The organism is Vibrio sp. SG41-7 (assembly GCF_014164465.1).
Taxonomy (GTDB): Bacteria; Pseudomonadota; Gammaproteobacteria; order Enterobacterales; family Vibrionaceae; genus Vibrio; species Vibrio splendidus.
Window position 1 is genome coordinate 1 of record NZ_JACJFF010000118.1, and the last position, 15,302, is coordinate 15,302.

Sequence of the window (15,302 nt, forward strand, 5' to 3'; positions counted from 1 at the left end):
GGAGTGTAGAGTCTACGTGGATGGGTGACACGCAGCCGGGGTCTAGTTTAAGCTCTTCGTAACTGGGATAATAGCAACCCGGAAGTGCTTTAAGATCTTCACATCTAGGATACTCGCGTCCCGCGTCTGCTTTTAAGCTCTTCGCATCTCGATTACTCGCATCCTGCATCTGCTTTTAAGCTCTTCGCATCTCGGTTACTCGAATCCCGTATCTGCTCTTTATCGAACTAACCAACTCTTTGGATTCTGAGCTTGGCTGTTTCTTCGAATTTCAAAGTACAGTGATGGGCGCGTTTGGCCGCCAGTGTCACCAGCAAGTGCAATCGCTTCGCCCGCTTTAACTTTGTCACCTTCTTTCTTTAAAAGTGCTTGGTTAAAGCCATAGAGCGTCATATCGCCTTTACCGTGGTCAAGCAATACTACTAAGCCATAACCACGCAGATATTCTGCAAAAACCACCGTGCCTGAGTAAACAGACTTAACCTGCTGACCGTACTTAGCTTTGATCACCATGCCTTTCCAGTTTATTTGACCCGTTTGGCGTGAGCCGTAGTTATGTAGAACTTTGTCTTTGATTGGCCAAGGCAGTTTGCCTTTACGTTTGGCTAAACCATCCATAGGGATTGCATTACGTCTCTCGCGAGCAGCTTTTTCCGCTTTCGCTATTTCAGCTTTTAGGCGAGTTTCATTGCGCTGAAGCTCCGCCAAGTAACTCTTATCACCCGAGATGTTTTTCTTGATGCTGCCAACCGTTTTCTTACGCTGCGTTTGAGTCTTAGATAGCTTGTCGCGCTTGGTGGTTTGTTGTTTTAACAGTGTTGCGATTTGTTTTTGTTCAAGTTGGCGTTGCTTATGGCTTTCTTCTAACTCAAGTTGAGTTTGTTCAATCGTTTTGATTGTTGCAGAGCGAGCTTTGGCAAGGTGTTGGTAGTAGTGACTGATGCGATCTTCTTCCACACCAGTGTTGAGGATGTGAGAAGACGCTTTAGCTCGACTTGTCATGTAGTAAGTTTGAATCAGTTGTTCTAACTTGTCGGTATGGATTTTTTTCTGAGCCGTAAGCGCTTTAATCTTGGTGTCTAAGTTAGCAATATTTGCATTAGCCGTATTGAGCTGCTTTTTACTGTCTAGAATCGCTTTTTCAAGCGAAGCGATGGATAGCTCTTGTTTCTTGAGGTTTGCTTGCAAGCTGTCGAGTTTTTTCTGCTGTGAGGAAAGATTTTTTTGTTGGCGAGATATTTCACTCGATACGCCTTTCAGTTCCCCCTGAGAGGCGGCAAATGACGATGTAGATAACAGAGCAACACAAAGGCTGGCAGATATCAGAAGAGTCCGGCTAATGGCTCGAATTTGTTTCATCATTATCGTCATTTAGTTGTATTCATCTGCTCTTAATTTTTCGAATTTCGCATCTGCTTTTAAGCTTTTAGCATCTCGGTTACTCGAATTCCGAATCTGCTTTTAAGCTCTTCGTATCTCTGTTACTCGAATCACGCATCTGCTTTTAAGCTCTTCGCATCTCGGTTACTCGAATCACGCATCTGCTTTTAAGCTCTTCGCATCTCGGTTACTCGAATCACGCATCTGCTTTTAAGCTCTCGCATCTCGGTTACTCGAATCACGCATCTGCTTTTCAGCTCTTCGCATCTCGGTTACTCGCATCCCGAATCTGCTTTTAAGCTCTTCGTATCTCGGTTACTCGCATCCCGAATCTGCTCTTAAATCCCATCACCATGGATGAAGTTCTGTGAGCGACCGTTGAACCCTTGGTCCATATCTAAAGATGGCTTGTCGGTTTTCGGTTTTCCGACAATTTTTGCAGGAACCCCAGCGACTGTCGTATGAGGTGGAACTGCCTGAAGGACCACAGAGCAAGAACCAATTTTAGCGCCTTCACCCACCTCAATGTTGCCGAGAATTTTAGCGCCGGCACCAATCATTACGCCTTCGCGGATTTTAGGGTGACGATCGCCACCTTCTTTACCTGTACCACCAAGGGTCACGTCTTGAAGAATCGATACATCATTTTCAACGACGGCTGTTTCACCAATCACAATGCCTGTCGCGTGGTCGAGCATGATCGCTTTACCGATACGAGCTGCTGGGTGAATATCCACTTGGCAAGCAACCGAAATTTGGTTTTGTAAGTAAGTGGCAAGTGCGATACGGCCTTGCTTCCACAACCAGTTAGCCACTCGGTAGCCTTGCAGAGCGTGATAGCCTTTCAGATAAAGCAGAGGCATCGAGTACATCTCGACCGCAGGATCTCGATTTACTGTCGCGCAAATATCACAAGCTGCCGCATCAATAATCGATTGGTCCTGTTTAAATGCTTGTTCAACCACTTCACGCACCGCCATTGCAGGCATTGAAGCTGTTTTTAGCTTGTTTGCTAGGATGTAGCTAAGGGCTGCGCCTAAACTTTCATGGTTGATGATCGTGGCATGATAAAAACTCGCAAGCATAGGCTCTTGCTCCGACTGCTGTCGAGCTTCCTTCACAATGCATTGCCAAACTTTTTGTTGTTCACAGTGTTTCATTTTACCATCCATTATTTTTAAGGGGCAGATGCTAGATTCGAAGAGCGATAAGATCAGATGCGAGTAACCGAGATTCGAGATACGAAGAACTACGTGATTCCAGACACTTCGTTCCTCAGTTCTGGAATGACGGAATTAAAATTCACGTCATCTTTAAGAGTGAGGAACGAGATGTAAAGAACAGATTAGAGTAGCGAGATGCGGATAACGAAAAGAAGCCTTCTTTAAGCGCTCAATCTGCTTTTACTCTTTTCGCATCTCGTTTACTCGAATCTCGTATCTGCTTTTACTCTCTTCGCATCTCGATTACCCGAATCTCGTATCCGCTTTTACTCTTTTCGCATCTCGATTACTCGAATCTCGTATCTGCTTTTACTCTCTTCGTATCTCGATTACTCGAATCTCGTATCTGCTCTTACTATCTTTCTGACTTCTTGTCTCGTGCAAGTAGATCTTGTGCTGCTAAGTGTGCATCTTTCCCTTGATACAACACTTGATAAATTTGTTCAACAATTGGCATCTCAACGCCCATGCGTTCTGATAATAACCAAACTTCTTTGGTGTTGCGATAACCTTCAACGACTTGGCCAATTTCTTCTTGTGCGGTATCGACATCTTTGCCTGCGCCAAGTGCCAAACCAAAGCGACGGTTACGTGATTGGTTATCAGTACAGGTGAGTACTAAGTCACCCAACCCTGCCATGCCCATGAATGTTTCTGGTTGAGCGCCAAGAGCTGCACCTAAGCGGCTCATTTCAGCCAAGCCGCGAGTGATGAGTGCGGTACGTGCATTAGCACCAAAGCCAATACCATCCGACATGCCTGCGCCAATAGCGATGACATTTTTAACCGCACCGCCAAGTTGCATGCCAATGAAATCTGAGTTTGCGTATACGCGGAATGTTTTGCCGCAGTGGATTTTTTCTTGAAGCTCTTCTAGGAAAACTTCATCAGGTGAAGCGACAGAGATAGCCGTTGGCATGCCCATCGCTAACTCTTTGGCGAATGTAGGACCTGATAGAACCGCTAACGAGTAACCATCACCCAGCACATCGTGCGCGACATCTTTAAGCAGGCGGCCTGTTTCTGGCTCTAAGCCTTTGGTCGCCCAGCAGATGCGAGAGTCTGAGGCTAAGTAAGGTTTAACGCTGTTAAGCACAACGCCAAATACGTGGCTTGGGACGACAAGCAAAAGGTCTCGGCTTGAAGTCACGGCTTTTTCTAAGTCAGATTCAATGATCAGGCTTTCTGGGAATTCTATATTGGGTAGAAACTCATTGTTCGCACGCTCTGATTCAAGGCGATTCATATGAACAGGATCATGCCCCCAAAGAACAACATTGGCACCGTTACGCGCTAGAGATATCGCTAAAGATGTCCCATAAGAACCTGCGCCAATCACTGTCATAGCGATGTCTTTACCGTAAGCGCTGTCTTTACCGTAAGCGGCTTTCGCGTGAGTCGGGCGAGTTGTTTCTGTCATGCTTCCACCTAAAAATAATGAGGGAAATCGAAGAGTTCTTGAGATGTTTTCTAAATTATGAAGAAAAAGCTCTCTATCAAAATACAGTGTAAATAAAAAATGCACATCGCAGAAGCTGCGATGTGCATTTAAAAGCTAAGCTTCTTATAACATAAGCTATTTAAGCGTTCGTTAGAGTTAAGTTCTACGGTGAGACTTAAGCCTGTTCGCCTTCAGCTTGTTGCGCTTGGTTCTGTAGGTAGTTCATGAACAAAGCATCAAAGTTTACTGGAGCTAGGTTCAGTTGTGGGAACGTACCTTTAACCACTAGGCTAGAAATCGTTTCACGAGCGTATGGGAACAGGATGTTCGGGCAGAATGCACCTAGGCAATGAGCCAGTTGGCCAGCTTCCATTTCGCTAGCAGAGAAGATACCGCCTTGTTGAACTTCACAAAGGAATGCAGTGTCTTCTGCGTTCTTAACTGTCACAGTTAGGCGTAGGATAACTTCGTATACACCTTGGCCAAGTTCACGGCTTTGAGTGTCTAGGTCCAGTTTTACATCTGGGTTCCACTCTTTTTGAAACATGTCTGGAGAGTTTGGCGCTTCGAAAGAGACGTCTTTTAGGAAGATACGTTGGATTGCGAAGTTTTGTTGTGCGTCTTGTTGTGCTGCTTCAGCCATTTTCTTGTCCTTAAAAATTTTAAATTAGACTCTGTTCATTGTATTTATCGAACAGAGCCTGAAAGTTAGTTTATCGGTCAGCCGCTTCTTGCCTTTAACCTATTTCTTACCTTTAACTACTTCTTGCCTTTAACTAAAGGAAGGTTAGCTTCGCTCCAAGCCACTAAGCCACTTTTCAGTACGCTTACGTTTTCGAAACCGGCTTTAACCATTAGGTTAGCGCTTTCTTGAGCAGTTTGACCTGTCTTGCATACTACGATGATTGGGTCTGCTTTGCGGCTTTCAAGGCTTCCAAAGCTATTTGCTTTGATGTCTGACGGTAAAATGTGAACTGCGTCAGTAATATGGCCTTTCTTGAACTCATCCTTAGTACGAATATCAACCACAATACCGTTTTCACGGTTAATCATGTGTGTGGTTTGCGCTGCCGTGATCTCTTTGTAGGCAGCATTTGATTTCTTGATAACGTTCGCAATGATGGCAACAACCAAGCCGATCCATACGATGGCTAAAATCATATTCTCTTGAACAAATGGAACTAACTCTTGCATATCTTGAACTCTTATTCGTTATTGGGCGAAAAACTATAGGTCAGGAGTATAGCGATAAAGGATAGGAGAATACAGAGGAAGCATAGGGTTGTGATGGCAGGGGATATATAAAATGATATCTGCCTACAATTTATGCATTTACTTGATTGTGGTTATTAACTATGATGTACAATCAGTTGTTTAAGCTGAGCAGCTGATTTAGGGTATAAAACTTCCCCTTTATACATAAACGTTTATATCAATGGAAATTACTATGAAAAAGATCGCTCTAGCAGCTGCACTAGCAGTTAGTTTCTCAGGCGCTGTATTTGCAGCTGAATCAACAACAGCGGCAGCAGCAAGTACAGGTACAAGTACTGGTACAGCAGCCGGCGCTTCTGCAGCGGCAGCGGGCACAGCAACAACTGCAGCTGTTGCGACAGCGGCTGTTGTAGTTGGTGCAACAGTTGTTGTTGCTTCTAATGACAGCGGTGCAACCACAACAACGACGACTAAGTGATTTTTTAGAGTCTGTTGAAAGCCATTTTATGTGAAAGCATAAAGTGGCTTTTTTATATTAAGTTTTCATATTGGACAGCAGCAACCAGATTGCTAGGAAGCAAAATTAGTCATGTTTAAACGCCTCATCGTCTCTCTTAGTCTTTTTCTCGCAGGGTGCTCTCAGCAGTTTCAAGACGTAAACTCTACTTTTTATGAAGCCTTTTTTGGAAGCTCCGATGTTGAGCTATCAAAGGAATACATTCAAAATTTACCGTATTCCAGCATTTACGCAGAAGTGAATGATCAAGGCAAAATCTTCATGGTTTTGGCGTACGTCGGGGAAAACCCTCGCACGGGGGCTGAACAGTTAAAGTGGATGTCTTATGACAAAGCGATGATCGTCACTGAAAATGGACGTATCGTCCAAACGCTATTGCTTCCTTACGAAAACCTTTCTGGTGTGGCATTCCAACCGTTAAGTTCGTTCTCTTCTGAAAACAGCTCGTCACCAGAGTCGGCTGTTGCGTTTGATATATCAGCAAACCCTGGCGCTCAAAAATGGCAAGCCGTTTATGACTGGCAACCCAACTATCGATTCGGCTATAAAGCCAATATCACCCGAACGTATGCAGGAAATGAAACGGTAGAAACACCGTTAGCGTCTATTGACACCAAGAAGTTTCAAGAAAAAATTCACTTCCCAATGTTAGAGCAAGACATCACCAACGAATATTGGGTCGATAGTAAAGGCAAAGTGGTCAAAACCATCCAGTATCTAGGGCCGGATATGACAAGGCTCGAGTTAACCATCCTTAAACATTATCAAAGCAATTAACGAACAGGGTAATGAACTAAAATGATGAAGTATATTGATCACGCATCAAGAATGGCGGGACGTCGGTCGCCATTGGTGAGAACTTTATTAACGGTGAGATCTCTGTTAATGATGAGAAACTTGTTAGCTTTGAGCGCGCTGTTCTCTCTGTGCACTGTTAGCTACGCTTCTGCGGCATCTAACGTTGTTACGCCTTCGGTTAAGACAACGGTTGAGCTTCCCCTTCAAGGTGTGACGCTTGAGTATAAAGCTAACGTTCGACTACTTCAGGTATTAGACGACGCTAACGCTAGCCTTAATGCGAATGCTAGCTCTAACGAAAATGCTAGCGGCAGTATTGGTTACTTCCCCCTTTCGGCTCAACTGTTTGATAAAACCAATACTGAAGCGGCTGCCGTTACTGAATTTAAAGAAGCTAACGAATCTATCGAAGCCAAAAAGCGCAATGTACTGAACAAGCTTGACGCTTTCTCGGTAGAAGAACCAGAAGCAAACTTAGTGCGCCAACAATTAGCCTCTTTCCAATACCTCAATCGAGTTTTTATTGAGTTAGACCGTAATGCCGTTATCTCTCAAGCAGATAAGAACCCACAGCTTGTTTCCCGCTCTAATCTAGAAAAAAGCCCGAATCTAGAAAAAACATCGGCAAATCAAGCTCAAACGCAAAGGTTTTCTCTGTACTTACCACAACGACCAACGTCCATTCAGTTGATGGGTGTAATGAAAGAGTCGGTAACAATGAATCTGATCGAGCATGGAACCTTGAATGATTATCTCGATGCATTACCGAACGGCTTTATTGGTGAATCCGCAGATAAAAGCGTGGCGTATGTTGTTCAGCCAGATGGCGTGGTACAAACCATTCAATATGCTTACTGGAACGAACAGCCGGTTTACCTAGCACCAGGCGCCATCGTATTTATGGCTTTCTACGCTTTGCCATCGGAATTCTCAACGTTGAACCAAGATATCGTCGATTTGCTACGTCATAAGGTTGGCCTGTAATGCTGGAACAGAAATCATTCCCTCTATCGGCAGTGTGCACGTCGGTTACTTGCGCCTTGTTAATGGCCAGTAGTGGCTTCTTATTTTCAGAAACAGCGAGTGCAGAGACAGCCATTGATTCCTCCTCGATTCGAGCAGAAAAATCATCATTCGACAACCCTGAATACCAAACATCGCAAATGGATTTTGGTGGCGTTGGCTTAATGCAGATGCCAACCGCACGTATGGCGCCAGAGGGCGAGTTTAACGTAAGCGCATCATTCAACAATGAATATCATTTTTACAATGTGAGTCTTCAAGTTATGCCATGGCTTGAGGCGACAATCCGTTATACACAGACACAAGATATGTATTATAGCGGTGGGGTGGATCAAGATTGCTCTCAAAACTCCTTCAGTGGTTGTACACCCCACACCGATAAAGGAATGGATTTTAAGGTGCGCTTAATTGAAGAAGGCTACTATTTGCCAGAGCTTTCTGTGGGGGTGCGCGACTTTGGTGGCACCGGTTTGTTTGATGGTGAGTTTGTCGCAGCAAGTAAACGCTTTGGCCCCGTTGATTTTACCCTGGGCATGGGGTGGGGGTATATGGGTACCAGCGGTAACGTGACCAACCCATTTTGTAAAGTCAGTGACAAATATTGTGAGCGAGAATCTGGCTTTAAAGACAACGGTGGCAGCGTTGAATTTGAACGTTGGTTTAAAGGTGAGGCCGCGATTTATGGCGGGGTTGAGTACCACACTCCTTATCAGCCGCTCACTTTGAAGCTGGAATACGACAGTAACGATTATTCTGAAGACTATCCCGTTAGAGGCGGAAGTGCTGATATGACGCAACACACGCCTTGGAATATTGGCGCGGTTTACCGTTTTACCGACTGGGGCGCAGCGAAGGTGAGTTACGAGCGAGGAGACACCTTAACGCTCGGCTTAGATCTATCCACCAACTTCAATGAAATGTACTCCATTTGGCGAGACACAGAAGCGGCAGAGCTAAGGCCGAGCGAGGTTGAGACGGTCGACAATATTGATATGGCGATACTTGCCGACAATCTAGAAACCATCGCAGGCTATGAACAAGCGCAAATATTGGTCGACGATAACAGCATTGTAGTAAAGGGCACTCAGGTTAAATACCGCGACAGAGATATCGCCGTTGAGCGCGGTGCGACCGTGATCGCGAATGCGGTACCGAGTTACATTGAGACCTATAAAATCATCGAAACCGATAAATCATTGGCTCTGACAGAGACAACGGTGGATGCACAAGCGTTCAAAGCGGCGGCGAACAACCGTTACCTTAACGCTCAAACTAGTGATGCTTCACATACTCACGAATTAGAACGCAAGAAATCCGTTATCTATCATGATGGACGCGAAAGGTTTGATGCTTCTATTTCACCGAACCTTGCTCAATCGTTTGGCTCGGCAGAGAATTTTTACCTTTATAGTTTAGGGGTTTACACTAACGCGTCAGTTTGGGCTACAAACAACATCGAATTGTCCGGTTCTCTCTACTTTAATTTAATTGATAACTACGACAAGTTTAATTACACCATTCCATCCGATGGCACCGATCAAACGGCAAGAGTAAGAACCCTATTTCGCTCTTATGTTGAAGACCCGGTTCGTTTAGATCGCTTACAACTGACTTGGTTTGAAGATTATGGCAGCGGTATCTACACCCAAGCTTACGGTGGTTACCTAGAGAGCATGTTTGCGGGCGTGGGTGGCGAAATTCTGTATCGACCATTTAACCAAAACTGGGCGATTGGCGCAGACATGACAGCAATAAGCCAGCGCGACCCTGAAAGCTGGTTTGCTACTTTTGATGACGAGACCCAAGTCAACCCAGACGATAGCAGCCGAACATATAAAGTAATCGATAAAGGCACAACTGGCTTCGTTACCGGCTACTACACACCGCAGTGGGGTTTCTTGAGCGATACCTTACTGAAAGTGGGCGTCGGTAAGTTCCTTGCGGGCGATATTGGTACTCGTATCGATTTCTCTAAGCAATTCAAGAGTGGTGTTATTGCTGGTGCGTTTGTTAGCTTAACCGACATGACAACCGAAGAGTACGGTGAAGGCAGTTATACAAAAGGCTTCTATGTTTCAGTTCCGTTTGACTTAGTCACGGTGAAACCAAACTCAGGCCGCGCAGGTTTCACTTGGTTACCAATCACTCGTGATGGCGGTCAAGTCTTGAATAAGCAATACAACTTGTTCGACCAAACCGATGCTCGCTCACCTTGGTTCCAAAGACCAAGTAGCGTTAAGTAGAGCGAAAAAAGATAGATACGGGTAACGAGTAAACGGGTATCGAAGATATAGAAAGCAGTAACGAGATTCGGGTAATCGAGTAGCGAAGAGCGAGAAAATATAGATACGGGTAACGGGATGCGAGATTCGAAGAGCGAGAAGAGATAGATTCGGGTTATCGAGTAACGGGTACAAAGATCTAAAAATCAGCAACGAGATTCGGGTGATCGGGTCTTGAAGAGCTTTAAAGTAGGTGAGAGAAATTGAGCCTACGAAAGCCTATCTTTTGGTTCTCCCCCTTGAATGCCGTTCGTTTGTGAGCGGTGATGTTCATCAAAGGGGGAGTTAGAGGGGGATGTTAATCTATGTGTTACCAACCCCTCCCAGCCTCCCCTTATGTTGGTATTTTCTGCCAAGCTGCAGTTGTGATAAAGGGGAGGAGCTAAAAGCATCCCGTTACGGTTTAACCTGCTTTTGGCCTGCTCTTGGCTCTTCGTTTACTCGCATCTCGCATCTGCTCTTGAGCTCTTAAGCTCTTCGCATCTCGTTCACTCGAATCCCGCAATTGCCCTTAAGCTCTTCGCATCTCGTTTACTCGAATCCCGCATCTGCTCTTATCTACACCTAAAACCATTCAACTAGGTTGATAATAAACACAAATTGTGGATAATGTTTATGCAATTAACGCCCTGCATTCAAATATCCGTCTTTATTGCATTTTTCAGATAAAGACCTGACCAAAAATTGAGGCTTGAACAGAGCTTCAATGCAGAAACGAGCTTTAACGCAGATACACAGTGAGGGACGGTCAATAAATACAGTAAATGCAATAAATACAGTAAGTTACGACAGGTGCGGTGAGTTGCAGTGGTAAAGGTGAGTCGGAAGGGTTGGGCGCGTGTGAGCGGTTCAACCTCAAACCATAAATAGAAATAAGGGTGTCTTATACCCATCACTGTCTGTAAATGAGCGGATATGGCGTAGGGGAAATTTAGAATAAGTTGAGCTTTTTCGATAGTCGTTGTTCTAACATTAACGACTCTAGTGAAGTTATCGAGTTTTATAACCCGCTCGCTAGCGAGTTATTTCCTACGATGAGTACCAATTCCTATTTCCTCTCATAAACCTTTTACTTTGTGAAGCACCGCGCAGCGGGTCAATCATTTGTTCTAATTCCTTTTGATGTCTTTGAGATATCACGGCACATTCCATTTTTATGACTTGGTCAACATGAATATTAAGAAAAATCGTCTCATTTTAGCGCTTCTCCCAGTACTGCTTACTGGGTGTACGACACCAGGTTCTCACCTTTCGACCGGTGATAAAAATGTCGTCCTTCCTTCTGAGGAACAAAAAAAAGCTGACATTTCTGATGTGGTTAACCTTTACCCACTCACAGCTCAGTCAGTATCGAGCTATCAAACTAACGTTTTGTCGGTTTCACAAGCCAACCCTGAGCTTGATGTTGATATCGCCAAATATGAATACAAAGTCGGCGTTGGTGATATCTTAAACATCACTATTTGGGATCACCCTGAACTGACCATTCCAGCCGGTTCGTACCGAAGTGCTTCTGAGGCTGGTAACTGGGTTCATGCTGATGGCACCATCTTCTACCCGTACATTGGTACTGTGGAAGTGGCAGGAAAAACGGTACGTGAAATTCGTGCTGATGTAGCAGAGCGCCTAGCGAAGTACATTGAAAGCCCACAAGTGGATGTGAACGTTGCCGCTTTCCGTTCTAAGAAAACTTATATTACTGGTGAGGTATCAAAACCTGGCCAGCAGCCAATTACTAACATTCCCTTAACCTTACTGGATGCAGTGAACCGTTCTGGTGGGTTAGCTGAAAATGCCGATTGGCGTAATGTTTCACTAACGCGTAATGGCGTAGAAGAAAATATATCGCTTTATGGCTTGATGCAACGTGGTGACCTAACGCAAAACCGCTTACTGCAAGCTGGTGATATTGTTCATGTGCCGCGTAATGACAATCAGAAAGTTTTCGTGATGGGAGAAGTGAACGACCCTCAACTCCTTAAGATTGATCGCGTGGGCATGAGCTTGACAGAAGCGTTAAGCAGTGTTGGCGGTATTACTCAACTTACGGCGGATGCGACGGGTGTGTTTGTCATCCGTACTTCTGATGATAAATCAGAGCGCATGGCTGACATCTACCAACTGAACATGGAAGATGCCTCGGCATTGGTGATTGGCACCGAATTTGATCTGAAACCTTACGACATTGTTTATGTCACAGCAGCACCGATTAGCCGTTGGAACCGTGTGATTGGTCAGCTTATTCCAACCATTAGCGGCTTTAACGAGCTAACCGAAGGTATGTTACGTGTTCGTAATTGGTAATAAATGAACATGACAATCAGGTTGCCACTAGTAGGTAACCTGATTGTTCTATTTCAAAGAGTACTCGCTGGATTAAGAGACACGAACCTGGCTTATGTGCAGGCCATGTTAAAGAGAAAATTAGAATTATGTTTAATAAAATTTTAGTCGTCTGCGTGGGCAATATTTGTCGTTCCCCGACGGGAGAGCGCGTTCTTCAAAAGCTGCTCCCCAACAAAGAAGTGGCCTCTGCTGGTATTGCTGCCGAAAAAAGTCGTTTAATCGGTAAGCCGGCAGACGAAACCGCGATTTTAATTGCCGCTGAAAATGGTGTTGATGTTGAAAATCATCAGTCTCAACAAGTCACACCGCAGCTTTGTGCTCAGTATGATTTGATCTTGGTGATGGAGAAGGGCCATATGGAGGCGCTCACTCAAATCTCGCCGGAAGCGCGTGGTAAAACCATGCTGTTTGGTCAGTGGATTGGTCAAAAAGACATTCCCGACCCGTACCGTCAAAGCCGCGAAGCGTTTGAATACGCTTACAAGCTGATTGACGAAGCCGCACAAGCTTGGGCGAAAAAGCTCTAGAGAAGAAGTTAAGCGTTAGCTAAAGCTCGTTAAGTTTTCTATATAGCCCATTAAGCTTTAGAGATGCCCTGTTAGGCTTTAGAGATACCCAGTTAAGCTATACACACAGCCATTAATCGAATCATATAAAAGAGAAGCCAATAAGCCGTACTTAACTTCTCTTCAAAAAACTAGTTTAGGAAGTCGTAACCTGATGACAACACAACCATCTCAGCAATCACACACAGATAACTCTGATGAGATAGATCTAGGGAAACTGCTTGGTATCTTATTGGATGCTAAATGGTTAATCATACTGACCACATTCGTTTTTGCTGTGCTTGGTATTGCGTTTGCTCTGCTTTCAACGCCGATATACAAAGCCGATGCTTTGATTCAAATTGAAGAGAAGAGTTCTGGCGGCATTTCTTCAATGGTCGGTGACATGGGAGACATGTTCTCTCAAGAATCTTCTGCCACGACAGAAGTGGAGATCATCAAATCTCGTATGATCTTGGGTGAAACGGTCGATAAGTTTAACCTCACCACGGTGACATCTCCTAACTATGCGCCAATCGTCGGTAAAGGGTTTGCACGCTTAACTGGCGACATCAACCACATTGCAGTAAGCCGTTTTACTTTGCCAAGCTACGCGAGTAGTTACGCGCACACCATTCAGATTATCGATGCAGAGCAGGGTACTTACCAATTGGTTCGTGACGATGAGCGCGTTATCTTAAAAGGCAAAGTGGGTGAGCTAGCAACAGCCGACGACTACAGCTTGTTTGTGGCAGGTTTTGAATCGCATAACGATTTTGAATTTTCAATAGGTCAGCGTAGCCGACTAGAAGCAATCGAATGGTTGAAAGCTTCTTTGTCTCTGTCTGAGCAAGGTAAGCAGACCGGTATTCTGAAACTAAGCTTCGAAGGCGAGAACAAGCAACAGATTTCTGAAATCCTTAATCATATTAGCCAGATCTACTTCTTACAAAACGTGAAACGTAATTCAGCAGAAGCAGAGAAGAGCCTAGAGTTCTTAGAAAGCCACCTTCCGGGCATTAAATCTGAGCTAACCGGCTATGAAGATGTATTAAACAATTACCGTCAAAAGAACGAATCGATCGATTTGGGCTTAGAAGCACAATCAACCTTGAAGGTAATGGTAGAGCTTGAAGCGCAATTAAATGAATTGACGTTTAAAGAGAGCGAAATCAGCCAACGCTTCACTAAAGATCACCCTGCATACAAAGCCTTGCTTGATAAGCGTAAAACGCTATTGGGTGAGAAAGAGCGCCTAAACAAGCAAGTACAAAAGCTGCCAAAAACACAGCGTGAAGTGCTGCGTATGACACGTGATGTAGAAGTAAACCAACAAATCTACATCCAGCTTTTAAACAAGGTTCAAGAACTGAGCATTATTAAAGCCGGTACGGTTGGTAACGTTCGTATTTTAGATGATGCACAAGCGTATGCTCGCGCCGTTAAACCTAAGAAGTCATTGATTGTTGTATTAGCGACGCTACTGGGTGGCATGTTAAGTGTCGCGTTTGTATTAGTGAAAGCAGCGTTCCACCGCGGTGTTGAAAGCCCTGACCAAATTGAACAAATTGGCCTTCCAGTTTACGCGGCGGTACCTAAATCTGATTTACAGATTGATCTAACCAACCGCTTTAACTCAAAGAAACAGAAGACCAAAGGGACCCAAGCTCTGCTTGCTGAATCGAACCCTGCGGACCTTTCGGTTGAAGCACTGCGTGGCCTTCGCACCAGCTTGCACTTTGCAATGCTCGAAGCGAAAAACAATATCTTGATGATTTCTGGCCCTGCGCCGGGCATTGGTAAATCATTCATCTCGACCAACTTTGCCGCAGTAGCCGCGAAAACTGGCCAAAAAGTGCTGTTGATTGATGCCGATATGCGTAAAGGTTACCTACAACAAAGCTTTGGTTTGAAGTGGGACAATGGACTTTCTGATGTATTGAGCAGCAAGCAAGAATTCGCTCAGTCAGTAAAGTCGACACCAGTAGAAAACCTAGAAATCATTACCCGTGGTCAAGTGCCACCCAACCCATCTGAACTGCTAATGCACCCGCGCTTTGCAGAACTCATGGAATGGGCATCTAAAGAGTATGACTTGGTGATTGTCGATACTCCACCAGTACTGGCAGTTACCGACCCAAGTATTGTTGGCGCCTTTGCTGGCACCACATTAATGGTTGCTCGTTACGGTCAAAACACCGTTAAAGAGATCGACGTTGCTCGTCACCGCTTCGAACAGTCGGGTATCGAAGTGAAAGGCGTTATCTTCAACGCCATCGAGAAGAAAGCTTCAAGCTCATACGGCTACGGTTACTACAACTACACGTATTCGAGTGACAAGAAATAACTAAAAGCAGTAACGGGATGCGAGTAACCGGGTAAACGAAGAGCAGAAAGGCAGATACGAGATTCGAGTGGCGAGATACGAAAAGCGCCACTCGACCCTGCTCTTCATCTCTTCATCTCTTCATCTCTTCGTTACTCGTTTACCCGCTACCCGCATCTGTTTTTAAGCCTTTAGCATCCCGTTTA

General features: G+C 44.8%; 12 protein-coding genes. 7 read left to right on the forward strand and 5 right to left on the reverse strand.

The window, feature by feature from the left end; translation table 11 throughout:
* Positions 1-219: 219 nt before the first annotated feature.
* The 5 genes from H5300_RS21455 to H5300_RS21475 form a co-directional block, all read right to left on the reverse strand.
* Positions 220-1,371 carry a murein hydrolase activator EnvC gene (locus tag H5300_RS21455; RefSeq protein WP_182796842.1) on the reverse strand — a complete coding sequence of 384 codons (1,152 nt, stop codon included), beginning with the start codon at positions 1,369-1,371 and terminating at the stop codon, positions 220-222.
* 347 nt (positions 1,372-1,718) lie between these two features.
* Complete coding sequence (cysE, locus tag H5300_RS21460; protein WP_009847961.1) at positions 1,719-2,540, reverse strand: serine O-acetyltransferase; 822 nt, start codon at positions 2,538-2,540, stop codon at positions 1,719-1,721.
* A 418-nt stretch (positions 2,541-2,958) separates the two neighbouring features.
* Positions 2,959-4,023, reverse strand: coding sequence for an NAD(P)H-dependent glycerol-3-phosphate dehydrogenase (gene gpsA / locus H5300_RS21465; protein ID WP_182796844.1), 1,065 nt, complete (start codon positions 4,021-4,023; stop codon positions 2,959-2,961).
* A 196-nt stretch (positions 4,024-4,219) separates the two neighbouring features.
* Complete coding sequence (secB, locus tag H5300_RS21470; protein WP_048663129.1) at positions 4,220-4,687, reverse strand: protein-export chaperone SecB; 468 nt, start codon at positions 4,685-4,687, stop codon at positions 4,220-4,222.
* A 116-nt stretch (positions 4,688-4,803) separates the two neighbouring features.
* On the reverse strand, positions 4,804-5,238 hold the full coding sequence (locus H5300_RS21475; RefSeq protein WP_182796846.1) for a rhodanese-like domain-containing protein: 435 nt from the start codon (positions 5,236-5,238) through the stop codon (positions 4,804-4,806).
* A 253-nt stretch (positions 5,239-5,491) separates the two neighbouring features.
* On the opposite strand from H5300_RS21475, the gene H5300_RS21480 reads away from it, so the two are divergent.
* The 7 genes from H5300_RS21480 (at position 5,492) to H5300_RS21510 (ending at position 15,117) form a co-directional block, all read left to right on the forward strand.
* Positions 5,492-5,737 carry a hypothetical protein gene (locus tag H5300_RS21480; protein WP_182796848.1) on the forward strand — a complete coding sequence of 82 codons (246 nt, stop codon included), beginning with the start codon at positions 5,492-5,494 and terminating at the stop codon, positions 5,735-5,737.
* A gap of 111 nt (positions 5,738-5,848) precedes the next feature.
* Complete coding sequence (locus H5300_RS21485) at positions 5,849-6,553, forward strand: YjbF family lipoprotein (RefSeq protein ID WP_182796849.1); 705 nt, start codon at positions 5,849-5,851, stop codon at positions 6,551-6,553.
* 21 nt (positions 6,554-6,574) lie between these two features.
* A complete protein-coding gene (locus H5300_RS21490) occupies positions 6,575-7,558 on the forward strand; it encodes a capsule biosynthesis GfcC family protein (RefSeq protein ID WP_182796851.1) in 984 nt (327 codons plus the stop codon).
* Positions 7,558-9,840, forward strand: coding sequence for a YjbH domain-containing protein (locus H5300_RS21495; protein WP_182796853.1), 2,283 nt, complete (start codon positions 7,558-7,560; stop codon positions 9,838-9,840). The genes H5300_RS21490 and H5300_RS21495 overlap by 1 nt, the downstream gene beginning before the upstream one ends.
* 1,209 nt (positions 9,841-11,049) lie before the next feature.
* A complete protein-coding gene (locus tag H5300_RS21500) occupies positions 11,050-12,183 on the forward strand; it encodes a polysaccharide export protein (RefSeq protein ID WP_182796854.1) in 1,134 nt (377 codons plus the stop codon).
* Between the two features lie 128 nt (positions 12,184-12,311).
* Positions 12,312-12,752 carry a low molecular weight protein-tyrosine-phosphatase gene (locus H5300_RS21505; protein ID WP_182796856.1) on the forward strand — a complete coding sequence of 147 codons (441 nt, stop codon included), beginning with the start codon at positions 12,312-12,314 and terminating at the stop codon, positions 12,750-12,752.
* A gap of 193 nt (positions 12,753-12,945) precedes the next feature.
* On the forward strand, positions 12,946-15,117 hold the full coding sequence (locus H5300_RS21510) for a polysaccharide biosynthesis tyrosine autokinase (RefSeq protein ID WP_182796858.1): 2,172 nt from the start codon (positions 12,946-12,948) through the stop codon (positions 15,115-15,117).
* Positions 15,118-15,302: the final 185 nt, after the last annotated feature.